A 16514-nucleotide genomic window follows, 5' to 3' on the forward strand; every position below is an offset into this window, starting at 1 on the left:
CATGGCGAACGTCAGATGACGGCCGCAGCCCGCTTCCGTACCTTTACCCCTGTCCTCAACGAAGGCCCGATGCCCAGTTCCCTTGCCCACACGCACGTCACGTTGAGCCCGGCCCAGAAGGCCCGGAAGATCAACATGGACGCCGACCTCTACGGCACCTTCGCCGAGATCGGTGCGGGCCAGGAGACGGTGCGCCACTTCTTCCGGGCGGGCGGCGCCAGCCAGACCATCGCCAAGGCGATGAGCGCCTACGACAAGGACTTCAGCAACGCCATCTACGGCAAGGAGCCGGGCAACCGCTTCGTGTGTGAGAGCCGGCTGAGGAACATGCTGCGGCATGAGTACGGCCTGATGGTGGAGCGCCTGTCGCGCAAGGACCACCCCACCAAGAAGTTCTTCACGTTCGCCAACACGGTGGCCACGAGCACGCTGGAGCGGCCGCACAGCGGGCACGGCTGGATCGGGGTCCGGTTCCAGACCGGTCCGGACAGGCCCACCAGTGATGTCATCATCCACGTGCGCCTGCACGACCCCGACATCAGCCTGCAGCAGGAAACGCTGGGCGTGATGGGCACCAACCTGCTGTACGGCTGTCTCTTCCAGCACCTTGATCCGCAGGAGATCATGACCAGCCTCTACGACAACGTGAGCCGGCACGTGATCGAGGTGGACATGATCCAGATGAACGGGCCGGACTTCGCGCAGGTGGACAACCGGCTGTTGAGCCTGCAATTGGTGAAGCGGGGCTACACGGACGCGGTGATCTTCGGTCCGGACGGGCAGAACCTACAGGCCAGCGAGGCCCTGTACAAGAAGAACATCCTCACCATCCGCGGAAGCTTCCGCCCGGTGACGAAGGTGAACATCGATATGATCATGAACGGTTATAACATGTTCATCAAGGAGAACCGGGTGGACCGGAGCAATCTGCAGGTGCTCTTCGAGATCACGCTCAACAACCTGCAGGCGGACACCGGCAGCGTGGACGAGAAGGACTTCATCGACCGTGCGGACATCCTGTGCAGCCTGGGGCAGACGGTGCTGATCAGCAATTACCAGCAGTACTACAAGCTGGTGGAGTACTTCAGCCGGTACACCAAGGCGCGCATGGGCCTGATCATGGGGGTGAACAACCTCATCGAGGTGTTCGACGAGAAGTACTACCGCGACCTGAACGGCGGCATGCTGGAGGCCTTCGGCATCCTGTTCACCCGCGACCTGAAGATCTACGTGTACCCCAGCAAACCGACGGCGGACGTGCCGCTGATGACCACCGAGAACATGCCGGTGCACCCGCGGTTGAAGCCCCTGTACGACTACCTGCTGTACAACAAGCGGATCGTGGACATCGAGAGCTTCGACCCCACCGTGCTGCACATCTTCAGCCAGAAGGTGCTGGCCATGATCCGCGAGGGGCGCGACAACTGGGAGGAGCTCGTGCCCCCTTACGTGGACAACATGATCAAGGACAACCGGCTGTTCGGGTACCGTCCGAAAGGCGAGGTCTCCGGCGTGCCGAAGGTGGAGGCGAAGGCGTGAGGTCCCCGATCCGACGGGCTTGCGCTGGGGCTCGACGAGCCGGCGGGGCAGGCGCGGTGCGCGGGCTATCTTGGCCGCGTTGCAATGCATGAAGGCCAACCCCATCTGAACCGCACTGGAACCGGCCACGCGGCCCGGGCGCGGCACCCCGCTGTCCGCCGCCTGCCCCACCCCTGGAAGGCCTGGCTCAGCATCAGCAACGACCCGGACAACACCACGCCCGACGGCTGGGCCCAGTTGCACCGCCTCATCTGGGAGGAGCTCCACCTGCCGTTCGCCGATGCGCTATTCCTGCGCTCGTTCAACACGCAGCTGCCCGATCAGGTGGACCTCCACGGGCATCCGCACATCCTGACGGCCCATCCGCACGACAGCCTGCACACCTGGGGCGACTACATGTTCGCCCGCACGCGCGGCTTCGACCGCAGCGATGCCGAAGAGGCGCTGACCTGGCTGCGACGCATCGGGTTCAGGCCACGCGTGTGGGTGGACCACAGCCAGTTCACGGGCAACATGCTGCACCTGCACCGCACCGGGGCCATCCCCGAGTTCCGGGACGCTTCGGGGCATGTGTACCCCAATCCGTTGTATACCCTGGACCTGGTGCATGAGGCAGGCGTGCGCTACTTGTGGGACGGTACGGTGACCCCGGTGCTGGGGCAGGACATCCCGATGGGCGACCTGTCGTGGACCCTCGAAAGCACGGGCGACCGGCGGGCGGGCCTTGCGCTCTACGCGCGCCGGCGGATCCGCGCGGGACTGCGACCGGGCACGGTGCCTTCCGCCCGCGATGCGAACCGGGCCTACAGACGGCATCGCTTCCCCGACGGGCGCAGCTTCTACATCTTTCAGCGGCATGGGGAATGGCCGCTGGCCGACATCGACGGGCTCGGCGAGCTGCTGGCCCCCGCGCGGATGGACGAGCTGGTGCGCCGGGGCGGTGTGTGCATCGCGTACACCCACCTGGGCAAGCGGCCCGCCGGGCGCATGGACGATCCCGTGCATGTACCCCCCCCGACGCGGCGCGCGCTGGAGCACGTGGCCACGCTTCACCGCGAGGGCCGATTGATGCTCAGCGGGACCGCCCGCCTGCTGGACCATCTGGTGATCCGCGACCATATCGACGTGGACCCCGCACGCCGAAGCATCCGCTTTGTGGCCGACGGCATCGCGTTCGACCGGCTCGGCGGCCAGGACCTGGCCGGTCACGCGTTCACGTTCGATCTTCCCTTCGCCTCCGGGTGGGAGGTCCTGGGCAGCGATGGCCCGTTGGATCCGCGCGTGGAGGTGCACGGCCGCGCGGCCTTCACCCTTCATTTCGACGGCGCATGAGCCACCGGGTGGTCCTGCTCACCAACCGATCGCGCGGGTCGATGGCCCTCGCCCGGGCGCTGGTCGCCGGCGGGCTCGACTTGGGGATGGTGGTGGTGGGGCGTGAACCCGCTCCCGAGAAGTCCAAACGGCTGATCACCCGGTTGCTGCGTGCCGCGCTCGGCGATGCGCTGGTGAACCGCATCGGCACGCTGCTGCAGGACCGGGCCGTCAAGCACGTGCTGCGGGTGGAGCGCCGGTTGTTCGCGGATGCCGACATCGTGCTGGAAGGTGGCATCAACGCCTGCGACCTGCTGCCGGGATGGCCTCCGGGCGTGCCCGTGGTCGAGGTGGACCGCATGAACGACGCCGGAACCGTCGCGCGCATCCGCTCCGGGTCGCCCGATGCGCTGGTGGTCTTCGGCACGGGGATCCTGAAACGCCCGGTGCTGGCCATCGCCCCCGCCATCAACGCCCACACCAGCCTGCTGCCACATTACCGCGGCACACGCAGCGAGTTCTGGCAGTGCCGCCACAACGACCCCGCCCATGTGGGCATCACCATCCATCTGGTGGATGAAGGGGTGGACACGGGTCAGGTGCTGTTCCAGCGCCCCACGGCGACCCCATGGCCCACCACACCCTTCCACTTGCGGAGCCTCAACACCCTGGAGGTGATCCGCCACCTGCCGGGCGTGGTGAAGGCCTTTCTGGACGGTCGGCTCACACCGTTCGCGCAGCCCGAGGGCTCCGGCACCACCTACCGGAACCGCGACATCACCTTCGCCGACCGGGAAGCGCTGTTCGGCCATATGGAGGCCTGATCGCGATGCGCCCCTTCGTGGTACACCGCCATTCCGGACACCGAGGTGCGGTGTATGCCCTGGCCGTCCGGCAAGGTCGCGTGCTGAGCGGCAGCGGTGACGGCATGGTGGCCGCGTGGGGCAAGGACGCCGCATCCGGCGAGGCGGTGGCACAGGTCGGCCAGGCCGTGTTCGCACTGGCGGTGCTCGACCACCTGGACATCCTGCTGATCGGCACCGAGGTCGGCGACCTGCACGTGGTGGACCTGAGCGATCGGCGTGAGGCGCAGCGTATGGTGCTGCATCGGCGGGGCATCTACCGCATCGTGGCGCTCGACGACCAGCGCGTGGCCTGCGCGGGTGGCGATGGTTCCCTGAGCGTTTGGGGGGTGCGGCGCGATGCCCGCGGGCCTCAGCTCACGCTTCAACGGCACATCCCCATGGCGGAGGAGAAGGTGCGCGACATCGCGATGGACCCTGCGCGGGGTCTGGTGGCCGTAGCCTGCGGGGATGGCACGGTGCGGGTGCTCGATGCCGTGGACCTCAACGAGCGGCTTACGCTGGAAGGCCACATCGGAGGCGCCACGAGCGTGGCCTGGCACCCTGGCAAGCCGGTGCTGCTCTCCGGAGGCAAGGATGGCCACCTGCGGGCCTGGCACGCGGAGCTAGGCACGCCCCTGCTCGCCCAACCAGCGCACCGGGCGGGCATCTACGCGCTGGCGTTCGATCCGCGGAGGGAGCTGCTGGCCACCGCGAGCCGCGACAAGACCGCCAAGGTGTGGCGGGCGGACGACCTGGAGCCCCTGATGCGCCTGGACCGCCCCGCCGGTGGCCATACGCACAGCGTGAACCACATCTGCTGGCTGGGCGACCACCTGTTCACCGCCGGCGACGACCGGATGGTGATCGAGTGGTCCATCACGGACGGCGGCACCGGCGGCCGTTAACTTGCCCGCATGGCCGCTTCGCCGCGTACACGCACCACGCACCGGGTGCTGTGGGCGCTCTGCGCGGTGTTGCTGGCGGTGACCAACAACATCAACTGGGGGCGCGACCATTGGCGCACAGTGCTGCAGGCCGATGCCAAGGGCTACCACGCCTACCTGCCCGCCCTGGTGGTGCACCACGACCTGCATTTCGGTTTCCTGGACCTTGCCGACAGCCTGGGCAGCACGCCGGCGCTGCGCTACGACCACCGCACCGCACCGACGGGCGACACCATCAACAAATACTGGTGCGGCACGGCGCTGATGCAGGCGCCGTTCTATCTGGCCGTCCATGGCCTGCTGAAGGCCGCGGGCCGTCCCGCTCCGGGTCATGGCAAACCCTATGTGATGGCCGTGTGCCTCGCCGCCATCGCGTACGCCCTGCTCGGGCTGTGGGCGGTGGGCCGCCTCATGGCCAGCTGGGGCGTGGACGACCGATGGTGCGCGTTCACGCTCGCCGCGATCTTGTTCGGCACCCACCTGTTCTACTACACCATCGTGGCCCCGGGCATGAGCCACGTCTACAGTTCCGCCCTGGTGGCGCTGTTGCTTCTGAGCGGACGCCGCTATGCCGAGGATGGCCGGGCGCGATGGCTTCCGGTGATGGGCGCGCTCATCGGCCTGCTGGTGCTGGTGCGGCCGGTGAACGGGATCGCCGTGCTGGCGCTGCCGGTGGTGGCCGGCGGCCGGGCCGTGCTCGTCCAACGGCTCCGCGGCCTCCCTCACCAGTTGCGCGCGGTGTTGGGCGCCGTCGGCATCGGTGCGCTCATCGCCGGCCTTCAACCCTTGGTGTACCGGGTCAGCACTGGGCATTGGTGGGTGGACAGCTATCCGGGCGAGCACTTCCGCTGGAGCGACCCGCACATGCTGGACATCCTGATCAGCTATCGCAAGGGCCTGCTGGTGTACACCCCCCTGTGCGCTCTCGCCTTGGTCGGCCTTGTCCCGCTGTGGCGTCGGTCACGCTTCACCGCTTCGGCATGGGTGGCGTTCATGTCGCTGCTCACCTATGTGTTGTCAAGTTGGTGGAACTGGTGGTACGGTGGCAGCTTCAGTGCACGTCCCTTCGTGGAGTACCTGCCCCTGTTCGCCCTGCCGCTGGGGCTGGCGTTGCAGGCGGCCCATGGCGCCCGTCGCACGGTGCTGGTGACGACCGTGGTGCTTCTTGTGGCGCTGTGCCAGGTGCAGACCTACCAGGCACGGTACTACCAGATCCACTACGAGGACATGGACCGGTCGCGGTACTGGGAGGTGTTCCTGCGGCTCGATCGGTTGCCGTGAACCCTTGCGCTAGAGCGGGTAGAACACCGGGATCAGGAAGGTGGCCAGCAACCAGAAGAGCAGGTGCAGCGGGGCGCCCACTTTCAGAAAATCCGTGTACCGGTAGCGGCCTGCGCTGTACACCATCGCGTTGGTCTGGTAGCCGATGGGCGTCATGAAGCTGGCGCTTGCGGCAAAGGCGACGGCCATGAGGAAGGGGGTCGGGCTGGAATCCATACGCCCGGCCACCTGGATGGCGATCGGCGTGATGAGCGCCGCGGTGGCGGTGTTGCTCATCAGTTCGGTGAGCAGGCTGGTGAAGAGGTACAACCCGCTGAGCACAGCCGCAGGCCCCAGGTCGCGCAACAGGTCCACCACCCCGCCGGCGAGCCGGGCATCGAGGCCGCTGGCGTGCATGCCGATGCCCAGGCTGAAGGAGCCGGCCATGAGGAACACGATCTTCCACTCGATCGCCTCGTAGACGTCCTTCATGGACAGGCATCCGGTGAGCACGACGAACACCACTGCGGCCAGGGCGGCCACCATCACCGGCAGCACGTTCAGGCTGGAGAGTACCACCACGGCGGCCACGGCCGCTGTGACCAGCGCAAAGCGCCCGCGGTCGAAGGCCGCGATGCCGTCCTGCCGGGCCAGGATGGCGAAGGGGGCATCCGGACCCCGCTGAAGGCGCTGCAGGGTGCCGACATAGTGGCTGCGGACCTCGGCCAGCACCACGTCGCCGCTGCGCAGCACCACGTCATGCAAGCGGTCGTGCACGACCTCTTCCCGATGGCGCACGGCGAGGGGCACGGCGCGATAAGCACGGATGAGGTCGGCCTCACGCAGGGTCTTGCCCTCCAGGGGGCTGCTGGCAGTGATGACGAGCTCCACCAACGTGGTCCCCCGGGCCCGCAGGTCATCATCGGCCAGGCGCACGCTGGGGCGCACGCTCACCTGGGCGCGGTCCTTCATGGCCCGGATCCTGGCCACATCGCACCGCACCTTGAGCAGGTCGCCGGCTTCAAGCACCATGTCACCACTGGGCAGGTTGAACCGTTGGTCGCCACGCTGGATGGCGATGATGTCCATTTCCATGTCGCGCACCAAGGGGCTGTCCATGATCCGCTTGCCCACGCTGCTCCCGCCGGACAGCAGTTCGATCTCCGTGAGGTAGCCCCCCATGCCGAACTGATCGCCCAGGTCATCCCCCACCGGCCGATCCCCGGGCAGAAGATGACGGCCCACGAGCACCATGTAGGCCACACCAGCGAGCAGGAAGACGATGCCCATGGGCGCCATCTGGAACATGCTGATGGCCGGTACCCCGAGCTTCTGCGCCAGGCCGCTCACCACGATGTTGGTGCTGGTGCCGATCAGGGTGCATGTACCGCCCATGATGGTGCCGAAACTGAGGGGGATCAGCAGCTTGCCGGGATGGATCCGGGCCGAACGCGCCATCTGCACGGCGATGGGGATGAAGACCGCGACGATGGGCGTGTTGTTGATGAAGGCGGAGATGGCCCCGATGGCCAGCATGAACACAGCCAGACCACGGGCCTCTCCTTCCCTGAACAGCGGGCCCAGCCGCGGTCCGATGGTGCTGAGGGCCCCGGTGCGCAGCAGGGCGGCGCTGAGCACGAACATGAAGGCCACGGTCAGGGTGGCCGCATCGCTGAAGCCGGCTACAGCCTCCTGCGGGGTGATGATCCCCGTGAGCGTCAGGACCAGCGCGACGAGCAGGGCCACCAGATCGATGCTGAGCTTTTCGGAGATGAACAGCACGAGCGCACCGATCACGGTGGCGAGGACGATCCATTCGGAGGGCGACATCGGCGGTGGAGCGTGCGAAGTAAGTCAACCCGAGGCTGGGTGGCCGTGGAGCCCACAGCATGGATACCGGGTTCCGCACCCTCATCGGGCCGGCCCGCATGAAGCCTGACCAATGTCAGTTCCGTTCCCTGGAACTTGGTCCACCCAAGGAACCTGACATGTACAGGAACGCGATCATTCCCGCTGTCTGCGCTCTGCTGATCGGCCATGGCGTGGCCCATGCACAGGGCTGCGTGGCCATCCGCAGCTTCACGAGCTGCAACCCGAACGCATTCACCAACGGGGAACTGATCGGCAAGGGCTGGCAGGTGAGCCTGAACTACCGCTACTTCGAGTCGTTCCGCCATTTCAAAGGTGACCATGAGGAGAGCCAGCGTCTCGAGATCGGCAACGAGGTGTGGAACTACAGCACCCAGCTGAACCTCGGGCTCGTGTACAACCTGGACCGGCGCAACGGGCTGGTGTTCTCCCTGCCGTACGGCTACAACGTGCGCAGTTCCGAATACGAGCACAGGACCACGGGGAACCCCTCGTTGCGCACACGCAAGAGCATGCGCAGCATGGGCATCGGCGATATCCGCGTGAGCTACACGCGGTGGCTCTGGAACCCGGACAGCGTGTCGAACGGGAACCTGCAGGTCGGCGTGGGGGTGAAACTGCCCACCGGCAACTTCGCCTACCGGGACTTCTGGTACAACGTGGGTCCCGATACGCTTGGGGAATACCGGCCGGTCGATCAGAGCATCCAGCTCGGCGACGGCGGCCTGGGGTTCACGCTCGAACTGCAGGGCTACCGCAAGCTCTTCGGTCCGGTCTACGGGTACCTGAACGCGTTCTACCTGTTCAACCCGATGGAAACGAACGGCACCCGGACCTACCGGGAGACGATCAGCCCGGTGCTGGCCAACGAGGACATCATGAGCATCCCCGACCAGTACATGGCACGGGCCGGCCTGAACTGGAACATCAGCCACAAGCTTGGCCTGAACCTCTTCGCCGGCGGCCGACTGGAAGGCATCCCCGTGGAGGATATCATCGGGGGGAGCGGTGGGTTCCGGCGTCCGGGATACGTCCTGAGCGCGGAGCCCGGGATCGATTGGATGCGTGGTCGGCATGACATCAACCTCAGCATCCCCTGGGCCATTTACCGCAACAGGACGCAAAGCGTCACGGACAAGGAGATGGAAGCCCAACTGGGGACCCCGCGCCACGGTGATGCGGCCTTCGCGGACTACACGATCAACCTGTCGTGGAGCGTACGTCTTGGAGGTGGGGACGGGCACTGAGGCCTCACCCCAGGTGCTCCAGATACCACGGTATCGCCCGCTTCAGGCCATCCTCGATCGCATAGCCTGGTTCATAGCCCAGCACGTTCCGGGCCCGCCCGACATCGGCCAGTGAGCGGCGCACATCACCGGGGCGTTCGGGACCGTGCTCCACGGGCACCTGGGCCACCAGCGGATCGTGCTCCTGCAGGGCCTCGCGCAACATGTTCACCAGCGTCAGGAGGTCGGTGCTGCGTCCGTAGGCGATGTTGAAGACGCCACCGAAAGCCTCGGCTCGCGGGGTGGCAAGCGCACATTCGACGGCCTGCACCGCGTTGCCCACGTAAGTGAAGTCGCGTGTCTGTCGGCCGTCCCCGTTCAATACGGGCGGTCGGTGGCGAAGGAAGCGATCGATGAACCGAGGAATGGCCGCGGCATAGGGACCGTTCGGGTCCTGATGCTCACCGAACACGTTGAAGAACCGCAGGCCCACGGTCTCCAGGCCGAACAGGCGATGGTAGAGCCCGGCATAAGCCTCGTCCATGGCCTTTGTGACCGCATACGGGGACAGGGGCACACCCTCCTGCCCTTCCACCTTCGGCGAGGCGGAACTGTCGCCGTAGACGCTCGAACTGCTGGCATAGACGATCCGACGCACTCGGTGTGTGCGGCACGCCTCCAGAACGTGGAGGAATCCCGTGAGGTTGGCGGCTTCGCTGGCGATCGGATCGTCGATGCTGCGCGGTACGGAGCCCAAGGCGGCCAGGTGTACCACGCTTTCGACACCGGCGACCGCATGCCGGCAGGCGTCGAGGTCGCGGATGTCGGCCTCCAGAAGGTGGAATCCAGGGTTCGGTACCAGCGCGGAGATGTTGGCCCGTTGACCGGTGACGAAGCTGTCGAGGCATCGCACGGTACGACCACGTTCAAGCAGTGCGCGGCAGACATGGCTGCCGATGAAGCCGGCACCACCTGTGACCAGAATGGGCCGGTGCTGCACGCTCATGTGGACAAAGCTACCGGTGAGCGCAGGCCCGGCAGCGGGCAGCTCGGGGGATTATGAACAGGTGCGGACATGATCGGTGTAAGGAGCATGCAGGGGATGGTGGGCCACAACGACATATGTATGGCCATACATACGTTTGAACTCCTGACGGTCAGGGAACTGCCCCGGTAGGATGCGTCCGGTGGCGAGTGGTTGACCGCTCCAGGATCGATCCCTTGCGGCAATCAAGGGTAGAAAGAGCTGATTTTCACTTGACTACCAATCACTTACATCCACAACAGGGAAGACCTGGGAAGTGAGCCTTCATCTACCGGAACTCTAGCCGAGACAGTACATATGTATGGCCATACATACTTCTATTTCGTTGTCTATCAAGAGGTTCATCAACACCACCCCGACCATCCCCCCATCGCCACGGCATCACCGACCTTATCCCACTTGCATCGGTTCAACCGTTCCACATCCATCCATGAGCACGCGACCGGACAGCTCCTCGAAGTTTGCGCGTGGTGGTCCGATCGGTCCGTGTGCCGGATGCATGGTTGGCCCTCCTGATGTGGGCGCTCAGCGCCCCGACCTCATTCCTTCTTCACCGCCACACCAAAGCCCACTGTATGCCAACCCGCCGGGGTCAACGGGCACAGCACCGCGTCCAGCCGCCCAAGCACATCCCGCTGGCGCTCCGTGCGCCCCAGGTTCGCCAGCAGACCGGTGGTACGGACCTCCATCCGATCGAAGGGAGCGAACAGGGATCGGTCCTGCGGCAGGCGCAGGTAGCGCCAGTAGTGCTCCCATGCCACGAACCGATGCCGCAGCCACTGGTGCATGCGGGTCCCTGCTAAGTTCTCGGCCCAGAGCAGTGTGCCACCGGGCTTCAACACGCGATGCATCTCCAGCAGGGCCTTTGCTTGCCGCTCCGGGGTGCTCAGGGCGCCCAGCATGCTCTTGAACGCCACCACATCAAGAACCGCGTCGGGTCTGGGAATGGCCAGCGCATCAATGGTCTCATAGCTGATGAGCGCCTCACGATCCAGGGCACGATGCAGGGCGCGGGCCTTTTCCGTGGGCCCGCGCAGATCGCTGCATACGGTGGTCAACCCGTGGTCCGCGAGCATCAGGCTGAGCCCGCCGTCCCGCTCCCCCAGTGCGAGCGCGTGTCCGCCAGGATCCGTATGGCGCTCCAACGCGCGGCGCCAAAGCGGGTAGGCCCGCGACCAGGTGCGGACCTCCCATTGGAAGTAATGGTCCAGGCGATCGGGCGGTGCGGACATGGGACAAAGAAAAGAGGCGGCCCGAGGGCCGCCTCTTGGTCATAGCAGGATCGTCTCACTTGGCCACGGCCACACTTCGCTTCTCGCGGATGACCGTGATCTTCACCTGACCGGGATAGGTGAGCTCATTCTGGATCCGGTCGGCGATGAGCAGGCTCAGCTCGTCGGACTGGGCATCCGTGATGCGCTCGCTCTCCACCATCACCCGGAGCTCCCGGCCGGCCTGGATGGCGAAGGCCTTGGTGACCCCCTGGTAGCTCATGGCCAGGCTCTCCAGGTCCTTCAGGCGTTGGATGTAGGCTTCGACCGCCTCGCGTCGGGCGCCGGGACGGGCGCCGCTGATGGCATCGCAGGCCTGAACGATGGGCGAGAGCAGCGTGGTCATCTCGATCTCGTCGTGGTGGGCGCCGATGGCATTGCACACGTCCGGCTTCTCGCCGTACTTCTCGGCCAGTTTCATGCCCAGCAGGGCGTGTGGCAGTTCCGGTTCCTCGTCGGGAACCTTGCCGATATCGTGCAGCAGGCCGGCGCGCTTGGCGGTCTTGGGATTGAGGCCCAGCTCCGCGGCCATGATCGCGCTCAGGTTGGCCACCTCACGGCTGTGCTGCAGGAGGTTCTGTCCGTAGCTGCTGCGGAAACGCATGCGGCCGACCATGCGGATCAGTTCGTTGTGCAGTCCGTGGATGCCCAGGTCGATGCAGGTGCGCTTCCCGGTCTCGATGATCTCCTCCTCCAGGTGCTTCTTGGTCTTGGCCACGATCTCCTCGATCCGCGCCGGGTGGATGCGCCCGTCCTTCACCAGTTGGTGCAGGGCCAGCCGGGCGGTCTCGCGCCGAACGGGGTCGAAGCAGCTCAGGATGATGGCGCCGGGGGTGTCGTCCACGATCACCTCCACACCGGTGGCCTCCTCCAAGGTGCGGATGTTGCGGCCTTCCCGTCCGATGATCCGCCCTTTCACATCGTCGTTCTCGATGTTGAACACGCTGACGCTGTTCTCGATGGCGTGTTCGGTGGCCACCCGCTGGATGGTCTGGATGACGATCCGCTTGGCTTCCTTGTTGGCGTTGATCCTGGCCTCCTCCTGCGCCTCCTTGATGTGCGCCATGGCAGCGGTGCGGGCCTCATCCTTCAAGCTGTCCATCAACTGGTTGCGGGCCTCTTCCGCGTTCATGCTGGCCACCTTTTCCAACAGGGCGACCTGTTTCTGGTGCATTTTGTCCACCTCCTCCTTGCGACGGGTCAGCCCGTCCATCTTCTGGCTCAGTTCCTGCTTCAGCTGGTCGAGCTGCTTCTCCTTTTGCGAGAGGTCCTGCTGCTGACGGCTCAGTTGCTGCTCCCGCTGCTTGATCCGCTCCTGTCCCTGCTGGGCTTTCTTGTCGCGTTCGCGGAGCTCTCGCTCGTGCTCCTCCTTCAATTGCAGGAATTTCTCCTTGGCCTGCACCAGCTTCTCCTTCTTGATGGCCTCGCCTTCGGCCTCCGCTTCGCGCAGCAGGGCGTCACGACGCTTCCGAAGTAGGCCGTTCAGAAAGACGGCCACGACCGCGCCTCCGGCCACCAGGCCGGCCAGCAGGCCGATGATCAATGACAGTATGTCCATGTCCATGTCCATGTTCGGTGTTGGTTCACATGGACCACGTCCTCCGCAGTTGGAGAACGAAGCGTGGATCAGCCGGCGGCTGTGCGCAGCAGCTCGTCGAGACGGTCGAGTTCGCCCAAGGCCTGGGCATGTTCCTTGACCACTGAACCGTTGAGCGCGCGCACGCTCACCTCAAGAGCTGCCATCGCCAGCAGGTCCTGTTTGTCGGTAAGCGGGTAATGCGCGCGCAGCCGGTCCATGCTCTCGTTGATCTCCTGTGCGGCCTGTCGGACGTGCTGCTCCTCATCCGGATGGATGTTGAGCGGGTAGGCCCGTCCGGCGATCTCGATCCTGATCGATAGGTCTTCCATGGTCTTCCGCTCTGCCCGGTTCAATCGTTCAACAAGGCCAGACAGCGGTCGATCTCGTTCACCAGTTCATCGATCCGTTGCTTCGTTCCCTGACCCTCCTCCACCCCATGACGGGTTTTGGAGGCCCGGAGGACCTCGTTCTCCTTCTCCAGCTCTTCGATCCGGGCCTCCAGCACGGCGATGCGCTGACCCGACTCCCGCTCGGAACTCCCGACACGGTCCAGTTGGGCACGCAGTTCGCTGTGCTGGTGCAGGAGCTGGGCCAGCCGGTCGTGCACCGATCGAAGCCGCTCCACCAGTTCGCTCATCTGCCAGGAAGGACCATCCGTGGTCCGTGGTCAAAGATAACCGCCCGCTCCCTTCACCCTTCCGGGATCTTTGAACCCCCACCTGTTGATGTACGGGACCACCCACCGCCAAGGCCATTCCTGGCCACCGGGTAGGTTTGACGCTCGATCGACCGAACACCCTCTATTAACAACTTTGATCAATGAGGCTTAAGTTATTGTTCGTCAATATTTTAAACACACTTATTTGCAGTAGCCAGGAACCGTCGTGGCCCGCCCCGCCAAGGCCCCCGTTGGACATCCCGCTCACCGTGGCCGGCAACTTCATGGAGCTGCGGTCCGACCATTTCCACTCCGGGGTCGACCTGAAGACGAACGGGATGGAAGGCTTGCCCGTGCGTGCGGTGGCCGCCGGACGGGTGAGCCGGGTGAAGATGAGCCCCTGGGGCTATGGCATCGCCGTGTACATCGACCACCCGGGTGGGCTCACCACCGTGTATGGTCATCTGCAGGCCCTGGTCCCGGCCCTTTCGACCCAAGTCCTTGAAGCCCAATACAAAGCGAAGGACTATAGCGTCGACCTCACCCCGCCGTCAGTGGATCTTCAGGTCGCCGCTGGCGAGATGATCGGTTGGAGCGGCAACACCGGCGGCAGTTCCGGTCCTCACCTGCACTATGAGGTTCGCCGCACGGCCGACCAGCACGCCGTGGACCCTGAGGCCTTCGGCCTGGAATTGTCCGACAGCAGAGGACCGATCATCCGAGGGCTCCGGCTCTATGCCTTGGACAGCAGCGCACGCCACAGCCCATATCCAGGTGAGGCCAAGGGGTTTGCCACTGAACCAGGACCCGATGGCTACCGGCTGCGCTCGGGTGCTGAAGTGGCCGCGGTGGGACCGGTGGGCTTAGCGGTGCATGCCGTGGACCACTATGATGGCTCGTCCAATGTGTGCGGGGTGCGGCGGATCGACCTCGATGTGGACGGCCGAAGGCTCTTCTCGGTGCACCTGGATGAGGTGGACTTCGCCCTGCAGCGCTATGTCAACGCCCACATGGATCACGCCCTGTTCCGGGAGAACGACATGCACTACCATCGGTGCTACCGCCAGCCCAACGACCGGTCCGTTCTCTACGACGGAGATGGGACCTTCATCCCCACACCGGGGCAGCGGCATGCCTGCACCCTCACGGTGCTGGACGCCAATGGGAACCAGGCGGTGCTCCGGTTCACCCTGCGGGGGGCCACCACCGAGGAGGCCCGGACCTGGCCCGGTCGCGCGTCCGGGACCAACGTCTTCCATTGGGACCGCGAGAACGTCCTTGTCCAGCCGGGTATCCGCTTCACCCTGCCGGTGAACGCCCTGTACGATGATGAGCCCATCACCTACTCCCGCGAGGAGGCACCGCCCAGGAGCCTCTCGCCCATGCATCAGGTCCTGAGCGAGCTGGTGCCCCTGCATGTGCAGGCCGAGGTGACCCTGGAGGCCTTGGACCTGCCGGTCGAACTGCGCTCCAAGGCCGTGGTGATGAAACGCGACCGCAAGGGCCGCACCTCCTGCCTTGGCGGACGCTGGAGCGGTGGGTGGGTCACCGCTCGCAGCAAGTCCTTCGGCGCGTTCTTCCTGCGCGTGGACACGGTGCCGCCCACCCTGACGGCCGTGGACCTGCGCTCGGACATGCGCGGCCGCGAGGCGTTCCGGTTCAAGGTCCAGGACGACCTCAGCGGCGTGGAGAACTGGACGGCCACGCTGGATGGCCGCTGGATCATGCTCGTGTACGACCCGAAGGCGAAGACCCTTACCCACCGCTTCGACCGGTACTCGGACGGCCCCGGACAACGCGAGCTGGTGGTTGAGGTGGCCGATGAACGAGGCAACCGCACCCGACGCACGCACACGTTCCTGCGATGAGGCACCGATCGACCTGCGCGCTCGCGGTCCTGCTCATGGCGGGCTGCACGGCGCCCACCACCCCACCGCCGCGGTGGGTGGCCCATGCAGGCTGCGGAACGGAATGCGAAGCACCGGCCAATACGGCCCTGGCCGTGCTGCAGGCGATGGTGCACCGCGTCGACGGCATAGAACTGGACGTCCAGCTCAGCGCCGATGATGCCTTGATCGCCTTCCACCCGGACCGGTTGGAAACCGCCACCAACGGGCGTGGTCTGGTGAACGAACGCGCGTGGGCCGACCTCCGTCGGTTGAGCGTGGCGGACCGGCCTGAAGCACGGCTGGCGCGTGTGGAGGACCTCCTCCGCCTGGATACCACCGGAACCCTGCACTGGGTGTTGGACATCAAGCTGTTCGCCGCTGGCGACTGGGTGCCCTACCTGGACCGGTTCGCAGAGGCGCTTCGCGCGCTCGAGGCCGGTGGCCCTGCGCCGGGCCGGGTCCGCGTGGAATGCCGGGACCTGGAGTTCCTGACCCGGCTCCGCCGTCGCGCACCCCATGTGGAGCTGGGGCTGGTGGCCCCGGACCCGCTCACCGCGCTGGGCGAGGCGAAGGGTCGCGGCTTTCAGTGGGTGGTGCTCCCGCTGGACCGAACGAACGTGGCCGTGGTGCAGGCCGCGCACAGGCTGGGGCTCCGGGTGGCCACCTATGGCGCCTCCGCCCGGAGCGAACTGCGCGCGGCCTGGGCCGCTGGAGTGGATGAGGCGCAGCTGGACGATCCCTCGGCGCTGCCGGTGCACTGATCAGCGGTCGACGACCAGCCGACCGGACCATCCGCGGTCATCACCGATGACCCGAAGCGTATACACGCCGGTGGCCAGACCGGCCAGGTCCACGGCCATCACGGCCGACGCGCCCACGCGTCCCACCTCCCGCACCACCGATCCTCCGGCGTTCTGCAGCACCAGAAGCCCGCTCACCCCGGCTGGAAGCCGGACGTGCATCACATCCTCGCCCTTGCCGACACGGGCCTGGACCAACGGAGCCGCACACAGCGCAACGATCAGGAGCAGGGTTCGCATGGCCTCAAGGTAGGGCGAAGGCCGCACCCTTGGCAAGG

The 16514-nt window shown here is 65.8% G+C and carries 15 protein-coding genes; 8 read left to right on the forward strand and 7 right to left on the reverse strand.

Features of this window, described 5'->3' with window-relative positions; translation table 11 throughout:
• The first annotated feature begins 69 nt into the window (after nucleotides 1–69).
• The 5 genes from IPM49_04575 to IPM49_04595 all read left to right on the forward strand — a co-directional run bounded on the left by IPM49_04575 (nucleotide 70) and on the right by IPM49_04595 (nucleotide 5920).
• The gene (locus IPM49_04575; protein ID MBK9273800.1) at nucleotides 70–1539 is read left to right on the forward strand and encodes a TonB-dependent receptor; all 1470 of its coding nucleotides are present in this window, start codon (nucleotides 70–72) and stop codon (nucleotides 1537–1539) included.
• Nucleotides 1540–1623: 84 nt separating this feature from the next.
• Nucleotides 1624–2871, forward strand: coding sequence for a hypothetical protein (locus tag IPM49_04580; protein ID MBK9273801.1), 1248 nt, complete (start codon nucleotides 1624–1626; stop codon nucleotides 2869–2871).
• Nucleotides 2868–3674, forward strand: a complete 807-nt coding sequence (locus IPM49_04585; GenBank protein MBK9273802.1) for a hypothetical protein — start codon at nucleotides 2868–2870, stop codon at nucleotides 3672–3674. Before IPM49_04580 ends, IPM49_04585 begins: the two co-directional genes overlap by 4 nt.
• A 5-nt stretch (nucleotides 3675–3679) precedes the next feature.
• A complete protein-coding gene (locus tag IPM49_04590) occupies nucleotides 3680–4600 on the forward strand; it encodes a WD40 repeat domain-containing protein (protein ID MBK9273803.1) in 921 nt (306 codons plus the stop codon).
• Between the two features lie 9 nt (nucleotides 4601–4609).
• Entirely contained in the window at nucleotides 4610–5920 is a 1311-nt protein-coding gene (locus IPM49_04595) for a hypothetical protein (protein ID MBK9273804.1), read from the forward strand.
• 9 nt (nucleotides 5921–5929) lie between these two features.
• Here IPM49_04595 and IPM49_04600 read toward each other — a convergent pair whose 3' ends face one another.
• Nucleotides 5930–7729: an SLC13 family permease gene (locus tag IPM49_04600; GenBank protein ID MBK9273805.1), complete on the reverse strand. Its 1800-nt coding sequence runs from the start codon at nucleotides 7727–7729 to the stop codon at nucleotides 5930–5932.
• 158 nt (nucleotides 7730–7887) lie between these two features.
• Between IPM49_04600 and IPM49_04605 the strand changes: the two genes are divergently transcribed.
• Nucleotides 7888–9015, forward strand: a complete 1128-nt coding sequence (locus IPM49_04605; protein MBK9273806.1) for a hypothetical protein — start codon at nucleotides 7888–7890, stop codon at nucleotides 9013–9015.
• Between the two features lie 4 nt (nucleotides 9016–9019).
• Here the strand turns inward: IPM49_04605 and IPM49_04610 are convergent, their stop codons facing one another.
• The 5 genes from IPM49_04610 to IPM49_04630 form a co-directional block, all read right to left on the reverse strand.
• Nucleotides 9020–10000, reverse strand: coding sequence for an NAD-dependent epimerase/dehydratase family protein (locus IPM49_04610; GenBank protein ID MBK9273807.1), 981 nt, complete (start codon nucleotides 9998–10000; stop codon nucleotides 9020–9022).
• Between the two features lie 578 nt (nucleotides 10001–10578).
• Nucleotides 10579–11271, reverse strand: coding sequence for a methyltransferase domain-containing protein (locus IPM49_04615; protein ID MBK9273808.1), 693 nt, complete (start codon nucleotides 11269–11271; stop codon nucleotides 10579–10581).
• 55 nt (nucleotides 11272–11326) lie between these two features.
• Nucleotides 11327–12868 carry a ribonuclease Y gene (rny, locus tag IPM49_04620; GenBank protein ID MBK9273809.1) on the reverse strand — a complete coding sequence of 514 codons (1542 nt, stop codon included), beginning with the start codon at nucleotides 12866–12868 and terminating at the stop codon, nucleotides 11327–11329.
• 68 nt (nucleotides 12869–12936) lie between these two features.
• Nucleotides 12937–13218 (reverse strand): cell division protein ZapA, encoded by a 282-nt coding sequence (locus IPM49_04625; GenBank protein ID MBK9273810.1) that lies wholly within the window; start codon nucleotides 13216–13218, stop codon nucleotides 12937–12939.
• Nucleotides 13219–13238: 20 nt separating this feature from the next.
• A complete protein-coding gene (locus IPM49_04630) occupies nucleotides 13239–13526 on the reverse strand; it encodes a hypothetical protein (GenBank protein MBK9273811.1) in 288 nt (95 codons plus the stop codon).
• 272 nt (nucleotides 13527–13798) lie between these two features.
• Between IPM49_04630 and IPM49_04635 the strand changes: the two genes are divergently transcribed.
• Both IPM49_04635 and IPM49_04640 read left to right on the forward strand, forming a co-directional pair.
• Entirely contained in the window at nucleotides 13799–15415 is a 1617-nt protein-coding gene (locus IPM49_04635; GenBank protein ID MBK9273812.1) for a M23 family metallopeptidase, read from the forward strand.
• Nucleotides 15412–16197, forward strand: a complete 786-nt coding sequence (locus IPM49_04640) for a hypothetical protein (GenBank protein MBK9273813.1) — start codon at nucleotides 15412–15414, stop codon at nucleotides 16195–16197. Before IPM49_04635 ends, IPM49_04640 begins: the two co-directional genes overlap by 4 nt.
• Here the strand turns inward: IPM49_04640 and IPM49_04645 are convergent, their stop codons facing one another.
• Entirely contained in the window at nucleotides 16198–16476 is a 279-nt protein-coding gene (locus IPM49_04645) for a hypothetical protein (GenBank protein ID MBK9273814.1), read from the reverse strand.
• Nucleotides 16477–16514 lie beyond the last annotated feature (38 nt).

It is taken from the genome of Flavobacteriales bacterium (genome assembly GCA_016715895.1).
GTDB lineage: Bacteria > Bacteroidota > Bacteroidia > Flavobacteriales_F > PHOS-HE28 > PHOS-HE28.